Genomic DNA, 15,766 nt, shown 5'->3' with positions numbered 1-15,766 from the left:
ATGTCGCCGAGGCCGGCCCTCACACACCCGTGTCGGCACCAAGATCGCCCCCGACGCCGGGCGCCGCGGCAGGGGACAGGAGCCGGCCCGTTCAGCCCTCCTCGGTCGACGAGACCGCGGTCGGCCGGGCCAGGCCCTGCGTCCATTTCTCCTCAATGCGGCCGACCTTCCACACCAGCCAGGCCACCGCCCACGTGGTGAAGAAGAGTGCCACGACGACGTAGCCGATGATGTTGAGGTCGAGGCCGGAGACCCGGTCCCAGAACGGGCCGTGCAGGTCGGCCTGTTCGGCGAGGAGGCCGAGGAGTTCGACCGTGCCGATGAGGAGCGCGACGGCGACGGACAGCCCCGTGATGGTGAGGTTGTAGTAGACCTTGCGGACCGGCTTGGAGAACGCCCAGCCGTAGGCGAAGTTCATGAACGAGCCGTCGATCGTGTCCAGCAGGGACATGCCGGCCGCGAACAGGACCGGCAGACACAGGATCGCGTACCAGGGCAGCCCGGACGCGGCGCCCGAGCCGGCCAGCACGAGCAGCGCGATCTCGGTCGCCGTGTCGAAGCCGAGGCCGAAGAGAAGGCCCAGCGGGTACATCTGCCACGGCTCGGTGATCGACTTCATCAGCCGGCCCAACAGGCGGTTCATGAACCCCCGGTTGTTGAGCTGTTCCTCCAGGGCGGCCTCGTCGAAGTGGCCGGTGCGCATCTGCCGGAAGACCTTCCAGATTCCGGCCATGATCACCATGTTGATGATGGCGATGAGGTACAGGAAGGTCCCGGAGACGGTGGTGCCGATCCAGCCGGTGACGCTGTGCAGCGCGGAGCCGTCGTCCGCGACCGGTCCGGCCAGCGCCTTCACCCCGAGCGAGAGCAGGAACGCGAGCGCGAAGACGATGCTGGAATGGCCGAGCGAGAACCAGAAGCCCACCGAGAGCGGCCGCTTGCCCTCGCTCATCAGCTTCCGGGTGGTGTTGTCGATCGCGGCGATGTGGTCGGCGTCGAAGGCGTGCCGCATGCCGAGGGTGTAGGCGGTGACGCCGATACCGATCCCGAAGCTCCTCTCCCCCAGGCTGTAGTGCTCCGGCGCGACGATCACCACCAGCGTGAACCAGCCGATGACATGCAGCGCCAGGATGAACGCGGCCATCCCGCCGAGACTCGCCCACTCCTTCCGGGTCATCGACGTGCGGATGCGGTGAGCGGTGGTCATGGGGGGCGCGGGCCTTACTCGTCGGTGAACGGCCGTCTTCAGCCGCGCCCTCCAGGCTTCTGCGAACAATTCGCAGGTACAACCAGTCAGCGGCAAAGCCCGCGTCAGCTTTCGGCCAGCACGTCAAGTATTGGCAATGGTTTTCACATGGATCGGATTCGGCAATGCTTCTGACATTCATTTTCATCTAACGTGGCGGGCGTCCCCTTGTTCCACCCCCCTCGCGGAGGATCCATGTCCACGTTCCCGTCCCGGCGCCTGGCCGCCCTGATCACCGGCGCCTCGCTGGTCGTCCTGGCAGGCTGCGGCAGCTCGTCGGACTCCGACAGCGGCGGGAGCACCTCACAGAGCCCGGCCGCCGCCTCCGCGATACCGGTCGTGGCCTCGACGAACGTCTACGGCGACATCGTCGGGCGGATAGGCGGCGCGAAGGTCGACGTCACCTCGATCATCAGCGACCCCGACCAGGACCCGCACTCCTACGAGGCCAACACCCAGAACCAGCTGGCCCTGTCGAAGGCGAAGGTCGTCATCGAGAACGGCGGCGGCTACGACGACTTCGTGGACCGGATGCTGAAGAGCGGCAACTCCTCCGCCGAGGTCGTCAACGCCGTCAAGATCTCAGGAAAGGCCGCACCGAAGGGCGGCGAGCTCAACGAGCACGTCTGGTACGACTTCCCCACCGTCTCCAAGATCGCCGACAGCATCGCCGCCGCCCTCGGCAAGGCCGACCCGTCCGACGCGGCCGTCTTCACCAAGAACGCCGAGGCCTTCAAGGCGAAGCTCCAGCCGCTGGAGACGAAGGAGGCGCAGATCAAGAAGGAGCACGGCGGTGAGGCCGTGGCCATCACCGAGCCCGTGCCGCTGTACATGATCGAGGCGAGCGGGCTGGAGAACGCGACGCCCGCGGAGTTCAGCGAGGCCATCGAGGAGGGCGGCGACGTCTCCCCCAAGGTCCTTCAGGCCGCCCTGGCACTGTTCTCCGGCAAGAAGGTCGAGGCGCTGGTCTACAACTCCCAGACCTCCGGCCCGCAGACCGAGAAGGCCGAGGCCGCGGCCAAGGCGGCCGGCATCCCCGTCGTCCCGGTGACCGAGACCCTGCCCAGCGGCAAGGACTACCTCGGCTGGATGACCTCCAACGTCGACGCGCTCGCGGGCGCGCTCGACAAGTGAGGAGCCCAGGCCGGATCCCGGCACAGGGCGGAACCGGCGCGGTCGTCAGCCTGCGCGGGGCCGCCCTGTCGTACGGCGAACGGGTCGTCTGGAGCGGTCTCGAACTCGACGTACGGCCCGGCGAGTTCGTGGCCGTGCTCGGGCCGAACGGGGCCGGCAAGACCAGCTTCGTCAAGACTCTGCTCGGCCGGCAGTCCCTGTCCGCCGGGACACTGACGGTCCTCGGCCGTTCTCCCCGTGAGGCGGCACGGCAGATCGGATACGTGCCCCAGCAGGCGGAGTTGTCGGCGCAGGCCATGCTGCGCGCCCGCGACCTCGTGCGCTTCGGCATCGACGGGCACCGCTTCGGGCCACGGCTGCGCACCACCGCCGTCCGCCGCAGGGTGGACGAGATCCTCGAGTCGGTCGGGGCGTCGGCGTACGCGGATGTCCCGCTCGGCATGCTGTCCGGCGGAGAGCGCCAACGAGTGCGCATCGGGCAGGCGTTGGCGACCGATCCGCGGATCCTGCTGTGCGACGAACCGCTGCTCTCGCTCGACCTGCACCACCAGCGGGCCGTCACCGAACTGGTCGACGCCCGCCGCCGTTCGCACGGCACGGCCGTGGTCTTCGTGACGCACGAGATCAATCCGGTGCTCGGGCTGGTGGACCGGGTGCTCTACCTGGCCCGGGCCGGTCACCGGGTCGGTGCGCCGGAGGAGGTCCTGACCTCCGCGTCCCTGTCGGAGCTGTACGGCACACGGGTCGACGTCGTCCGCGTCCAGGGACGGATCGTGGTCGTCGGCGCCCCGGACGAGACGGCCGCCCCGCCGCTCCCCCACTCTCGGCTTCGCTCGAGCGGGGGGACCCCCACCGCTCCCGAGATCGAGGAGGTGCGCTCATGACGGTCGCCGACGGGGTCTGGCAGCAGATCTTCAGCTTCGACAACTACGGCGAACTCCTCGCGCTGGTCCGCAACTCGCTCTTCGCCGGGGCCGCCCTCGGACTGGTCGGCGGTCTCGCCGGGGTCTTCGTCATGATGCGTGACCTGCCGTTCGCGGTGCACGGCATCAGCGAGTTGTCCTTCGCGGGGGCGTCGGCGGCGCTGCTGCTGGAGGCGAACATCGTGGTGGGCTCGATCCTGGGATCGCTGCTCGCGGCCGGCACGATGGGGGTCCTGGGGGCGCGGGCACGGGACCGCAACTCGGTGATCGGCATCATCATGCCGTTCGGGCTCGGGTTGGGCGTGCTCTTCCTCGCCCTCTACAAAGGGCGGGCGGCCAACAAGTTCGGCCTGCTGACCGGGCAGATCGTCGCGGTCGACACCCCGCAGATGACCTGGCTGCTGGGCACCTCGGCGCTGGTCGTGGTCGCGCTGGCGGTCATGTGGCGGCCGCTGTCCTTCGCCAGCGCCGACCCGGACGTCGCCGAGGCACGCGGGGTGCCGGTGCGCACCCTGTCCTTCGCGTTCATGCTCGTGTTGGGGCTCGCGGTGGCCCTGTCGGTGCAGGTCGTCGGCGCACTGCTGGTCCTGAGCCTGGTCGTCACACCGGCCGCTGCCGCCGCCCGGGTCACGGCGTCACCGGTGCTGCTGCCCACGCTGAGCGTGCTGTTCGCGGTCCTCTCGATCGAGGGCGGCATCCTGCTTGCGCTCGGCGGCTCCCTCCCGATCAGCCCTTACGTCACCACCGTGTCGTTCACGATCTACGTCGTCTGCCGCCTGGCAGGCAAGCGGCGCGTACGCCGGTGGGGAGCGCGGCGGACGGCCTTGGCGTCCTAGCCGTCGGCCGCGCAAGGCACTTCCTGGTCAGGGCCGTCACCGCCTGGACGACGCGGTCGCGCGCCCCGACCTCTCCGGGCCCGCGGGGCCCGGGGCGCACGGAACCGGCCGACCTGCGCGGAATCCTTTCTTCGGTGAGTGTGGCGTACGTATGGTGATCTCGTGAAGGCACTCCTGTCGTCCGGCGGCTCAGGTATCCGTTCGCGCCCCACCACCCGTACGCCGGCCGAGCAGCCTGTGCCGGTCGCGGTCCGGACCTCGTCATGACGAGCCCTTCCTCCTGCGCCACCCCGTTGGGGCGGCGCTCAGCTCCGTTCGAGAAGAGAGGTCCCTCCCGATGAGCTCCAGGATCCAGCCGACCGCCCAGGTCGACGAGACGGCCACGATCGGCGACGGGACGACGGTCTGGGACCTGGCCCAGATCCGGGAGGACGCCCGGCTGGGCAGCGGGTGCATCGTGGGGCGGGGAGCGTATGTCGGTCCGGGCGTACGCATCGGCGACAACGTCAAGCTCCAGAACTACGCGCTGGTCTACGAACCCGCGGTGCTCGCCGACGGGGTGTTCGTCGGCCCCGCGGCCGTCTTCACCAACGACCACTTCCCGCGCTCGGTGGACCCGGAGGGCCGGCTGAAGCGCGGCGGCGACTGGGAGGCCGTGGCGGTGGTGGTGGCCGAGGGGGCGTCGATCGGGGCCCGTTCGGTGTGTGTGGCGCCGGTGCGCATCGGTCGCTGGGCGCTCGTCGCGGCGGGCGCCGTGGTGACCCGGGACGTGCCCGACTTCGCGCTCGTGGCGGGCGTTCCGGCCCGCCGCATCGGCTGGGTCGGCCGGGCCGGCGTACGACTGGCCGCGCGGGACGGCGAGTCGGGCGTGTGGGAGTGCCCCGAGACGGGCGAGCTGTACGACGAGAAGGACGGCGAGCTCGTCGAACGCGCATGACCCTGTTTCCGTTGTTTCGCTAAAAACGCAAATCATCGAACATCTACAGGCATAACGTGTGTGCGAACTGTGCAGACCTAGCACAATGGGCACACGAACCAGTAGTGCCCAGGGGGGGTTACGGGGTGGGGACACCTATGCCTGCTGCCAGGAGCGACGACCACTCCGGCGCCTGACGTCCACCTTCTTCCGCCGTATGGCCATCCGTGCCAGCGGCGATCGCAGTCTGCGCAAAACAGGACCCACAGGGGGGTTGGTGTGCCCAAAAGATGACCACCACACGTCTGGCGGCACTCGGTCATGAGGAACCGCCACTGCTCTCGCTCGCCCAACGGCTGCTGTCGGTAGCCGAGTTGGGGCTCCCGGAGATGCTGCTCCCGGGTGGTGAAGCCTTCTCCTTCACCATGTCCGGACGCAAAGCCTCCGACGGTTCCTGGACCCTTGACCGGCGCGGGACCAGCACCCGGTACGCGGCCATCACCGCGCTGGGAGTCGAGTTCCTCCCCGAGGACCGCCAGCGCGCGGTGCTCGCGGGACGCACCGCCCAGGAGTTCACGGGCCTGCTGATCGAGTCGCTGCCCGCGGTGACCAACCTCGGTGACGCCGCACTCATCGCCTGGGCCGCCGCCGAGACCGGGCACCCCAAACTGTCCGACGCCCTCGCACGGGTCGAGGACCTGGACGAGGACGGCCGGCCCCAGTACACCGTCGAGGCCGCATGGGTGCTGTCCGCGCTCGCGGCCGCTCGCGGCACGGTCGACGTGGAGAGACGTTTCACCGCCGCCCGCGACCGTCTGCTGCGGGCCCGTATCGGCGACAGCCCGCTCTTCCCGCACGCCACCGGCCCCGGTCTGGTGCCCTGGTACCGGGCCCATGTCGCCTGCTTCGCCGACCAGACCTACCCGTTGCAGGCCCTGGCCCGCGCCCATGCCAGCGACGACCAGGGCGGCGACCCGGAGGCCCTGGCCGCCTCCGAGGCGTGCGCGCGGCGCATCTGCGAGCTGCAGGGCGACGGCGGGCAGTGGTGGTGGCACTACGACGCGCGCACCGGCGGTGTCGTGGAGGGCTACCCGGTCTACAGCGTCCACCAGCACGCGATGGCGCCGACCGCCCTGTTCGACCTCACCGACGCCGGCGGCAGCGACTTCGGCGCGTCGATCCGCAAGGGTCTGCGCTGGATGTCGGAGGTGCCCGAACTGGGCGCCGACCATGAGCCGTTGATCCTCGACGAGCTCGGCGCCACCTGGCGCAAGGTCTACCGGGGCGACCCGAAGAAGGCCGTACGCGCCGCCCGGGGCCTCGGCACCCGGGTCGTACCGGGCCTGCGGCTGAAGTCCCTGGACCGGGTGTACCGCCCCCTGTCCGTGGACCGCGAATGCCGGCCGTACGAGTTCGGCTGGATGCTCCACGCCTGGCAGGGAGGCCGGATATGAGCGAGCGCCGGACCCTGTTCGGGGTCGAGCTGGACCCGCTGACCATGGACGAGACCGTGGCGCGCTGCCTCGACGCGGTCCGGGAGGACCGCCAGTTGGAGATCGGGGTGGTCAACGCCGCGAAGCTGGTGAACATGCGGCGCGACCCCAGGCTCGCCGAGGCCGTGTCCGGGTGCGATGTCGTCGTCGCCGACGGACAGGCCGTGGTCTGGGCCGGCCGGGTGCTGCGCGCCCCGCTACCGGAGCGGGTGGCCGGGATCGACCTGTTCCTGCGGCTGCTGGGCGAGGCGGAGTCGGCGGGCATCTCGGTGTACTTCCTCGGCGCCCGGCAGGAGGTGCTGGCACAGATGCTGCGCCGGGTGGCCGACCGCTTCCCCGGTCTGAAGGTCGCGGGCAGCCGCGACGGCTACTTCGACGACTCCCAGCAGGAGGCCGTCGCGGACGCGATCGCGGACAGCGGCGCCCAGATGCTCTTCCTTGGCATGACCTCGCCGAAGAAGGAGATCTTCACCGCCGCCTACGGCGCGCGCACCGGCGCCCGGGTCGTGCACGGGGTCGGTGGTTCCTTCGACATCCTGGCCGGGATCACCAAGCGGGCCCCCGCCGCCTGGCAGCGGATGGGGCTCGAGTGGCTCTACCGCACGTTGCAGGAGCCGCGCCGCCTGGGCCGGCGCTATCTCACCACCAACGCCGCCTTCGTCCTCATGACGGCGCGCGAGTTCATCCGGCTCTCGCCGCAGGCCGCTTCCGCGAACAGGAGTCACTGATGCGTGTCGTCGTGGTGGGACAGGGATACGTCGGGCTGCCGCTGGCCATCCGCGCCGCCGAGGTCGGTCACGAGGTGATCGGCTACGACGTCGACGCCCGGCGGATCAAGAGCCTGGCCGCCGGTGAGTCCTTCGTCGAGGACGTCTCCTCCGAGCGGATCCGCGCGGCGCTGGACAACGGCACCTACAGACCGAGCGAATCGGCCCGCGACTGCGGCGGGTTCGACGTCGCGGTGGTGACCGTGCCGACCCCGCTGCACGAGGGCACTCCCGACCTGAGGTACATCAAGGAGTCGGCGGTCACCCTCGGCCGCTATCTGCGCCCCGGGGCCACCGTCGTCCTGGAGTCGACCACCTATCCCGGCACCACCCAGGAGCTGTTCGGCCCGCTCCTGGAGGACGGTTCGGGTCTGGCCGCGGGCACCGACTTCCACCTCGGCTACAGCCCGGAGCGCATCGACCCCGGAAACGCCGTCTGGGGCTTCCAGGAGACCCCGAAGGTCGTCTCCGGCGTCGACGCCGCCTCCCTGAAGGCAGTTCAGGACTTCTACGCCGAACTCGTCGACACCACCGTGCCGGTGAGCTCGCCCAAGGAGGCCGAACTCGCCAAGCTGCTGGAGAACACCTTCCGTCATGTGAACATCGCGCTGGTCAACGAGATCGCGATGTTCGCCCACCACCTGGACATCGACGTCTGGCAGGCCATCGAGGCCGCCTCCAGCAAGCCGTTCGGCTTCATGAAGTTCACGCCCGGACCGGGCGTCGGCGGTCACTGCCTGCCGATCGACCCCTCGTACCTGTCCTGGCGGGTGCAGCGCGAACTCGGCCAGAGCTTCCGGTTCGTGGAGCTGGCCAACGACATCAACAACCACATGCCCGAGTACGTGGCGCGCCGCATCGGCGACCTGTTCAACGCCAGGCGCCGTTCGGTGAACGGCTCGCGCATCCTGCTGCTGGGACTGGCGTACAAGAAGAACACCGGCGACGCCCGGGAGTCGCCCGCCCTGCGCATCTCCCAGCTGCTGCTCGACATGGGGGCCCAGGTCAGGGCGGCGGACCCGCATGTGGTCGAGAGTCTGCCGGTGGACACCCGCCTGGTGCGGGTCGAGCCCACTCCGCAGGAGCTGTCGGCCGCCGATGTGGTGGTCCTGCTCACCGACCATGACGGCTTCGACTACGAACTCGTCGCCGAACACGCTCCCCTGGTCCTGGACTGCCGCCGCCGGCTGCCGTCGGGACCCACGATCGAGGTGCTCTGAACCATGCCGCGCATCGTCTGCGTCGCCGGGGCCCGCCCCAACTACATGAAGATCAAACCGGTGATGGACGCCCTGGAACGCCGGGGCGCCGAGGTGGTCCTCGTCCACACCGGCCAGCACTACGACCCGGCGATGAACGACGTGTTCTTCGCCGACCTCGGCATCCGCCCGCCCGACCGCTCCCTCGGGGTCGGTTCGGGCAGCCACGCCGAGCAGACCGGCCGGGTGATGACCGCCTTCGAGCCGCTCCTGGACGAGGTGCGGCCGGACATCGTCGTGGTGGTCGGCGACATCAACTCCACGCTGGCCTGCGCCCTGGTCACCGCCAAGGCCGGGCCGCTCCTCGCCCATGTCGAGGCCGGTCTGCGCAGCCGCGACTGGGGCATGCCGGAGGAGGTCAACCGCGTCGCCACCGACCGCGTCAGCGACTACCTGCTGGCCCCCTCGCCGGACGCGGTCGAGAACCTGCGCGCGGAGGGGTACCGGGAGGACCAGATCCACCTCGTCGGCAACGTCATGATCGACACGCTGCTGACCAACCTGGAGCGGGCCAGGGCCTCGGACGTCCTCGACCGGTACGGCCTGACCAGAGGCGAGTTCGGCCTGGTCACCCTGCACCGCCCCGCCAACGTCGACGACCCCGAGGTCCTCGCCGGGCTCCTGAAGGCCCTGGGCGAGATCGCCGGCCGCTGTCCGCTCCTGCTGCCCGTGCACCCGCGGGCGGCCCAGCGGCTGGCCGAGATCGGTGTCCCCGGGGGCATCAGGCTCGTACCGCCCGCCGGATACCTGGACTTCATCGCCCTCCAGGACTCCGCGCGTGTCGTGCTGACCGACTCGGGCGGGGTGCAGGAGGAGACCACCGCACTCGGCGTGCCGTGTGTGACCCTGCGCGACAACACCGAGCGGCCCATCACCGTCGAGCAGGGCACCAACGCGCTGGCCGGCCGGGATCCGGCACGCATCGTGGCCACGGTGAACCGCGTACTGGACGCGCCTCCCGCGCCGCGCCGGCCCGAACTCTGGGACGGCCGCGCGAGCGACCGCATCGCCGACGTGCTGCTGGCCGGAGGCACCGCGCACACCCGCCCCAGACCCACTGATCAACCGAGACCCGGTGACCCATCCCTCCCCATATGATCCGCCTGAAACATATGCTCGTCGAACATCTGGTCGCTAGGGGGGACCATCATGGATCTCGCTGAGATCTTCCGGGTCATGCGCAGGCGTTGGTACATCCTGCTGCCCGGGCTGCTGCTGACCGCGGGCCTGACGTTCGCCGTGACGCTGGTGGTTCCCGTCACCTACCAGTCGCAGAGCACGGTGATCCTGCTCAACTCGCAGAAGGCCACCGTCGCCTACGACGGCAACCCGTTCCTGAGCACCCAGACCTCGCTCACCGGCATGGCGGACAGCCTGGCCCGCAACCTCAACTCCGACGACTCCGTCCGGGAGCTCAAGTCCCGCGGCGCGACCGGCACGTTCGAGGCCAAGCTCGCCGACAACGCCCAGGGGCCGCTGATGTGGCTCACCGTCACAGGCACGGACCAGCGTGCCGTGCTGACCTCGGACAAGATCCTGACCGCGTACGCGAACGAGCGGCTGAAGCAGTTCCAGGAGGACCAGTCGGTCGCCCCCAAGGCCATGATCCGGCTCACGACGATCGTGGCCCCGCAGCCACCGGTCGCGCAGACCAAGACCCGGCTCGAGTACATGATCATGGCCGGGGGCCTGGGCCTGGTACTGACCCTGGTCGCGGTCTTCTACGTGGAGGCGCGGCGCCGCTCGCAGCCGCGGGACGGCGCGGCGCCGGTCGAGACACCGGAGCCGGCAACCGAGTCCCGCACCCCTTCCCCCGCTCCGGCTTCCGAGGAGTCGGCCACGGAACAGACCATCGCGCTGCGCACCCCGCCCACTTGGGCACGGTCCGCCGGGAACAGACCTGCCGCGGAGACGAAGGCGGGGCGGTCCGCCGTCGTCATGGCACCCGCCGCCGAGCCGCTCGACGAGGAGTCGACCAGTGGACAGCGTTCGCACACCGGACAGCGAGACCGCTGAGCCGGGCGACACCCCGGCTCCCGCGGTCGCCGCCTCCCTCGGCACGAAGGTCCGTTCGGCGGCCCGCTGGAGCCTGATCAACACCGTTGTCATGCGGCTGGGCACCTTCGCGACCGGCATCGTGCTGGCGCGCTTCGCCCTCGGCCCCGCGGAGTGGGGCGTCTACGGCATCGCCCAGACCGTGCTGCTGGTCCTGCTCTCCGCCAACGAACTGGGCGTGGGCCTGGCCATCGTGCGCTGGGAGGGGGACGCGCGGCGGTTCGCGCCGACCGTACTGACCCTCAGCGTCCTCTCCAGCGGCCTGCTGTACGTGGCGCTGTTCGCGGCGGCACCGACGGTGGCCGGTCTGCTCGGCTCGCCGCACGCCGCGGGCGTCCTGCGGGTGATGTGCCTGTGCGTGGTGATCGACGGGGTCGCGCAGGTGCCCGCCAACTTCCTCACCCGGGAGTTCGCCCAGGGCAAGCGGATGATCATCGACGCGCTCAACTTCCTGATCAGCACCTCGGTGACGCTGCTGCTGGCCTTCGCGGGCTGGGGCGCGATGAGCTTCGCCGTGGGAGCCGTGGCGGGCAACGTCGTGACGCTGGTCGGCTGCGCGCTGGCCGCACCGGGCACCCTGAAGTTCGGCTGGGACCCCGAGCAGGCCCGGGCGCTGCTCCGGTTCGGGCTCCCGCTCGCGGGGGCGAGCATGCTGGCCCTCGCGGTGGTCAACGTCGACACCATGGTGGTGGGCGCGACGCTCGGCAATGTGGCGCTGGGCTTCTACGTGCTCGCCTTCAACATCTCCGGCTGGCCGGTGCGGATCATCTCCGAGGCCGTCCGCCGGGTCTCCTTCGCCGGGTTCTCGCGCCTGGCCGAGTCGCCCCAGGCGCTCGCCCAGGGCTTCAGTCGGGCCCTGGGTGTGGTGGTCACCGCCACCGTCCCGCTCTGTGTCCTGCTGGCCGGCCTCGCGCGGCCCGCCATCGAGCTGATCTACGGCGGCCACTGGACCCCCGCCGCCGCGGCCCTGCCCTGGCTGATGGCCCTCGGCCTGATCCGCATCGGCAGCGAACTCGCCTACGACTGTCTGGTCGCGATCGGACAGCGCCGCTCGCTCTTCGTGGTGCAGGGCCTGTGGCTGGTGGCCCTGATCCCGGTACTCCTCGTCGGCGCCCGCATGAACGGCATCGTCGGCGCCTCCCAGGCCCATGTCCTGGTCGGCGGCGGCGTGGTGGTACCCGTCTTCCTGTTCGCCCTGAACCGTGGTGGCGTCGGTGTCGGCCTGATCGCCAGGGCCTGCGCCTGGCCCTTCCTCGGCGGGGCCGTGATGGCCGCGATCATCCTCGGCCTGGAGGGCCCGTTCGGCGACGGTCCGCTCGCGCTGCTCGCCCTCAGCACGATCGCCCTGGCCGGCTACACGCTGTGCGTCCTGCCCAGCCGCGACTTCCTGCGCGGCGTCGGCGGCGGCGACCGGCCCCAGCGCGGCCGTCACCGGGCCACCGCACCGGTCGGCCCACCCAACAGGACTTGAGGTGAACCCGATGTCACGGCGCACAAGCCGTAACTCGCTCACAGGACTGCTGTTCGCGGCCCTGGTGGCCGTCTTGTGCGCGGCCTGCTCGGGCTCGGGCTCGGACCGCGCCGCGTCGTCGAAGTGCCCGGGGGACGGGCCGACCTGTCGTACGAGCGGGTCCCCGGCGTCGCCCGGCCCCGCCGCGTCGACCGCGGTCGGCAAAGCGACCGACCGCCCCGCCGCCTCGCCGTCCCCCTCGCCCTCCCCGACGAAGAAACCCACCGCGAGCGCGAGCCCCGGCGGCACGTCCGGCGCCCCCGCGGCCCGGGTCGGCTGCGCCTCACCCGGCGCCTGCGGCTTCCCCGACGCCGACACCACCGGTCCGCGGATCGCCCTCAAACCCAAGAAGACCGGGTACTGGGCGATCCGTACCGACGGGCTCGTCATCCGGGGCCAGGACATCACCGGCTCCCTCGACATCTACGCGAACAACGTCACCGTCATCGACTCCAGGATCACCTCGGACAGCTGGTGGGGCATCAACCTGCGCCCCGGCTTCAGCGGCCTGAAGGTCCTGCACACGGAGATCACGGCCGTCCCCGGCAAGGGGCCGGACAACGGCGGCGTGGACTACGCGGTGTCCAACATGGGCGGCAGCTCCATCGAGGTCGGCTGGTGCGACGTCTCGGTGTTCGGCGACGCCCTCTCCATGGGACAGGGCAACCTGCACGACAACTACGTGCACGACATCGAGCCGTTCGTCAATCTGGGCGGCGAGTGGCAGCACACCAACACGGTGATCAGCGGCGGCGGCAACACCGGCCATCTGACCATCCGCCACAACACCCTGCTCAACGAGACCAGCCTCAAGCAGGGCGCCTCGGGAAGCATCGGCCTGTTCGCGGACACCGGGGTGGTCCGCAACGTCACCGTCGACGACAACTGGATCGCCGGCGGCGCGTACGCCCTGTACGGCGGTTCCACGGGCGCCACCGGGATCAAGGTCACCGACAACATCTTCTCGACCGAGTACCACCCCGCGTCCGGCGGATACGGCGTGGTCGCGCACTGGAACCACGGCGGCGCCGGAAACGTGTGGCGCAACAACCGGCTCTCCGACGGCCGCCTGGTCAAGCCGGAGCCCGCCGCGTGAGCGCCCTCGTGCGCCGGGTCGCGCGGGCGCCCTGGACACTGCTGAAGGCGGTGTTCGGCTGGCTGGTGCTCTTCGAGACCAGGAACAAGATCCTGCTGGCCCCTTCCGCGGTGCGGCTGCGCCGGATCGAGGACGCCGAGACCCGACGGCTGGCCGCCACCCTCCCGGCACCGCCCTCGGCGCTGGTCGCCACCGTCATCGCCACCCACCGACGCCCCGAGGCACTGCGCGCCGCGGTCCGCTCGGCCCTCGACCAGACCGTTCGCGACCAGGTCGTCATCGTCGTCGACGACGGCGCGGGACTGCCCGAACTCCCGGGCGACCCACGGCTGTTCGCCGTCTCGCTGGCACACAACACCGCCGTGGCCGGCGTCGTGCGCAACGTGGGCATCCGCCTCACCCGCTCCCGGTACGTGGCGTTCCTGGACGACGACAACCTGTGGGAACCCGACCACCTGGAACGCGCGTTGGCGGTCCTGGACTCCCCCGCCGGACCCGACGGCGTCTACACGGCACTGCGCCGCGTCCTGCCCGACGGCACCGAGAACGACGTCCTGTCGGTGCCCTACGACCGGCGCCGCGCCGCCCGCGAGGCATTCCTGGACACCAACGCCTTCGTCGCCCGCCGCAATCGCTCCCTCCACTTCAGCCGGCTGCGCCGCACACCGGAGGTGCTGCCCCGCGAGGACTGGGAGCTGATCCGCCGGTACGGCCGCCGGCACCGGGTGCGCCATGTGCCGCACCCCACCGTCCGATACCTGATGAACCCGGCCAGCTTCTACACGCAGTGGCGACAGCCCAGTTGAAGCGCGCGCCCTTCTCCGCAGTCCCTCCGCTCCGACCACAGGTGGTTGATCCGATGCCCCGATCCCGGGCCCTCAGAAACAAGTTCGTCGACGCGCCCGGCTCCCTGGGCGAACGCATGCGCGTCGCCCGCTGGGAGCGGTTCCGACGCTGCTTCCCCGGCATCGAGAACATGAGCGTCGTGGACCTGGGCGGCACGGCCGACATGTGGCTGCGCGCACCGCTGCGCGCCAAGCACGTCCACCTGATCAACCTGGAGGAGCATCCCGCCGAGGTGCCCGACTGGATCACCACCGAGGTCGCCGACGTCACCGACCCGCGGGTCGCCGCCGAACTGAGCGCCAAGGGCGGCTACGACCTGGTCTTCTCCAACTCGACCATCGAGCACGTGGGCGGCCACAGCCAGCGGCAGAAGTTCGTCGCCGCCGTAGAGCAACTGGCCCCGCTGCACTGGATCCAGACCCCCTACCGCTACTTCCCCGTCGAGCCGCACTTCGTGGCACCCGGCTTCCAGTTCCTGCCGCTGGCCGCCAGAGCCCGCCTCGTACGGCGCTGGCCGCTGGTGCACAGCCGCCCCGACAGCCCGGAGTCGGCGATGAACGCGGTGATCAACATCGAGCTGCTGACCCGCACCGAGATGCGCTACCTGTTCCCCGGCTCGGCGCTCCTCAGCGAGCGGATCCTCGGTGCCCCGAAATCGCTCATCGCCGTACGGACGGAGCGCTGATGCTGAACAACCTCATCAACAGGCATGACGCGGACCGGCTGCTGCGCAAGGTGCGGAAGCTGGACCTGGACCCGGTGCTGGCCAAACTCCGGGTGCGCGGCGGCGCGCGCGTGGTCCAGCACTGGTCCCAGGTCGACCCGTCGCTCACCGAGTGGTGGGCGATACCGGCGGTCATCAAGCGGTGGAACCTGCTGATGACCGGCGACGCGGAGACGTCCTTCCCCCAGTACGTGGCCGCCAAGCACTTCGCGCCGCGTACCGATCTGCGCGGCCTGTCCCTCGGGTGCGGCACCGGCGGCAACGAGCTGCTCTGGGCGAAGACCGGCGCGTTCTCCCTCCTGGAGGGCGTGGACGTGGCGCAGCAGCGGATCGACTTCGCCACCCGGGCCGCCGCCGAGGAGGGCCTCTCCGACGTCCTGCGTTTCCGGGTCACCGACGTCAACCGAATGGCCGCCGACGGGGAACGCTTCGACGTGCTGCTGGGCCTGCAGTCGCTGCACCACTTCGACAACCTCGACGAGACGCTGCCGCGGCTGTCCCGGCTGATCGAGCCCGAGGGGACGTTCGTCGTCGACGAGTTCGTGGGGCCCACCCGGTTCCAGTGGACCGACGCCCAACTGGAGGCCGCGAACGATCTGTTGGCTCAGCTCCCCGAGGAGCGGCGGCGACTGGCCGACGGGCGGATCAAGCGGCGGGTGGTGCGGCCGAGCAGGCTGTCGATGGTGCTGGACGATCCTTCCGAGGCGGTCGACGCGGCGACGTTGTTGCCGGGGTTGCGGCGCGAGTTCGATGTCGTCGAGGAACGGCCGTACGGGGGGACGGTGTTGCACATCGCGTTCTCGGGGATCGCGCACAACTTCCGGGATCAGGAGCCGGAGACGTTGGCGTTGCTGGAGCGGTGTTTCGCTGCGGAGGATGCGGCGCTTGCTGATGTGGGGCACGATTTCGTGGCCATGGTGTGTCGGCCGCGTCGGGTGGACTAAGGGGGTGCCGGGGCATG

General features: G+C 70.4%; 15 protein-coding genes. 14 read left to right on the top strand and 1 reads right to left on the bottom strand.

The features are described 5' to 3' along the window. Positions 1-91 precede the first annotated feature (91 nt). The gene (locus OG381_RS40740; RefSeq protein ID WP_327720987.1) at positions 92-1,207 is read right to left on the bottom strand and encodes a HoxN/HupN/NixA family nickel/cobalt transporter; all 1,116 of its coding nucleotides are present in this window, start codon (positions 1,205-1,207) and stop codon (positions 92-94) included. A 234-nt stretch (positions 1,208-1,441) separates the two neighbouring features. Here OG381_RS40740 and OG381_RS40735 point away from each other — a divergent pair, with 234 nt between their 5' ends. The 14 genes from OG381_RS40735 to OG381_RS40670 all read left to right on the top strand — a co-directional run bounded on the left by OG381_RS40735 (position 1,442) and on the right by OG381_RS40670 (position 15,749). Next, the gene (locus OG381_RS40735) at positions 1,442-2,380 is read left to right on the top strand and encodes a metal ABC transporter solute-binding protein, Zn/Mn family (RefSeq protein ID WP_327720986.1); all 939 of its coding nucleotides are present in this window, start codon (positions 1,442-1,444) and stop codon (positions 2,378-2,380) included. Beyond that, positions 2,377-3,264 (top strand): metal ABC transporter ATP-binding protein, encoded by an 888-nt coding sequence (locus OG381_RS40730; protein WP_327720985.1) that lies wholly within the window; start codon positions 2,377-2,379, stop codon positions 3,262-3,264. The genes OG381_RS40735 and OG381_RS40730 overlap by 4 nt, the downstream gene beginning before the upstream one ends. Next, positions 3,261-4,139 (top strand): metal ABC transporter permease, encoded by an 879-nt coding sequence (locus OG381_RS40725; protein ID WP_327720984.1) that lies wholly within the window; start codon positions 3,261-3,263, stop codon positions 4,137-4,139. The genes OG381_RS40730 and OG381_RS40725 overlap by 4 nt, the downstream gene beginning before the upstream one ends. Positions 4,140-4,476: 337 nt before the next feature. After that, positions 4,477-5,076: an acyltransferase gene (locus tag OG381_RS40720; RefSeq protein WP_327720983.1), complete on the top strand. Its 600-nt coding sequence runs from the start codon at positions 4,477-4,479 to the stop codon at positions 5,074-5,076. A gap of 269 nt (positions 5,077-5,345) precedes the next feature. Then, entirely contained in the window at positions 5,346-6,509 is a 1,164-nt protein-coding gene (locus OG381_RS40715; RefSeq protein WP_327720982.1) for a hypothetical protein, read from the top strand. Beyond that, positions 6,506-7,276: a WecB/TagA/CpsF family glycosyltransferase gene (locus tag OG381_RS40710; RefSeq protein ID WP_327720981.1), complete on the top strand. Its 771-nt coding sequence runs from the start codon at positions 6,506-6,508 to the stop codon at positions 7,274-7,276. The genes OG381_RS40715 and OG381_RS40710 overlap by 4 nt, the downstream gene beginning before the upstream one ends. Further along, the gene (locus OG381_RS40705) at positions 7,276-8,535 is read left to right on the top strand and encodes a nucleotide sugar dehydrogenase (protein WP_327720980.1); all 1,260 of its coding nucleotides are present in this window, start codon (positions 7,276-7,278) and stop codon (positions 8,533-8,535) included. Before OG381_RS40710 ends, OG381_RS40705 begins: the two co-directional genes overlap by 1 nt. Before the next feature lie 3 nt (positions 8,536-8,538). Then, complete coding sequence (wecB, locus tag OG381_RS40700) at positions 8,539-9,672, top strand: non-hydrolyzing UDP-N-acetylglucosamine 2-epimerase (RefSeq protein WP_327720979.1); 1,134 nt, start codon at positions 8,539-8,541, stop codon at positions 9,670-9,672. Between the two features lie 51 nt (positions 9,673-9,723). After that, positions 9,724-10,590: a Wzz/FepE/Etk N-terminal domain-containing protein gene (locus OG381_RS40695; protein ID WP_327720978.1), complete on the top strand. Its 867-nt coding sequence runs from the start codon at positions 9,724-9,726 to the stop codon at positions 10,588-10,590. Continuing rightward, positions 10,553-12,100 carry a lipopolysaccharide biosynthesis protein gene (locus tag OG381_RS40690; RefSeq protein WP_327720977.1) on the top strand — a complete coding sequence of 516 codons (1,548 nt, stop codon included), beginning with the start codon at positions 10,553-10,555 and terminating at the stop codon, positions 12,098-12,100. The genes OG381_RS40695 and OG381_RS40690 overlap by 38 nt, the downstream gene beginning before the upstream one ends. Positions 12,101-12,110: 10 nt before the next feature. After that, positions 12,111-13,235 carry a hypothetical protein gene (locus OG381_RS40685; protein ID WP_327720976.1) on the top strand — a complete coding sequence of 375 codons (1,125 nt, stop codon included), beginning with the start codon at positions 12,111-12,113 and terminating at the stop codon, positions 13,233-13,235. After that, entirely contained in the window at positions 13,232-14,041 is an 810-nt protein-coding gene (locus tag OG381_RS40680; RefSeq protein ID WP_327720975.1) for a glycosyltransferase family 2 protein, read from the top strand. Before OG381_RS40685 ends, OG381_RS40680 begins: the two co-directional genes overlap by 4 nt. 53 nt (positions 14,042-14,094) lie before the next feature. After that, a complete protein-coding gene (locus OG381_RS40675) occupies positions 14,095-14,766 on the top strand; it encodes a class I SAM-dependent methyltransferase (protein WP_327720974.1) in 672 nt (223 codons plus the stop codon). Continuing rightward, on the top strand, positions 14,766-15,749 hold the full coding sequence (locus tag OG381_RS40670) for a class I SAM-dependent methyltransferase (protein ID WP_327720973.1): 984 nt from the start codon (positions 14,766-14,768) through the stop codon (positions 15,747-15,749). Before OG381_RS40675 ends, OG381_RS40670 begins: the two co-directional genes overlap by 1 nt. The last annotated feature ends 17 nt before the right edge of the window (positions 15,750-15,766 follow it).

The organism is Streptomyces sp. NBC_00490 (assembly GCF_036013645.1).
Taxonomy (GTDB): Bacteria; Actinomycetota; Actinomycetes; order Streptomycetales; family Streptomycetaceae; genus Streptomyces; species Streptomyces canus_F.
Note: the sequence above shows the minus strand (reverse complement) of the source record. Positions and strands in the feature narration are given on the sequence as shown.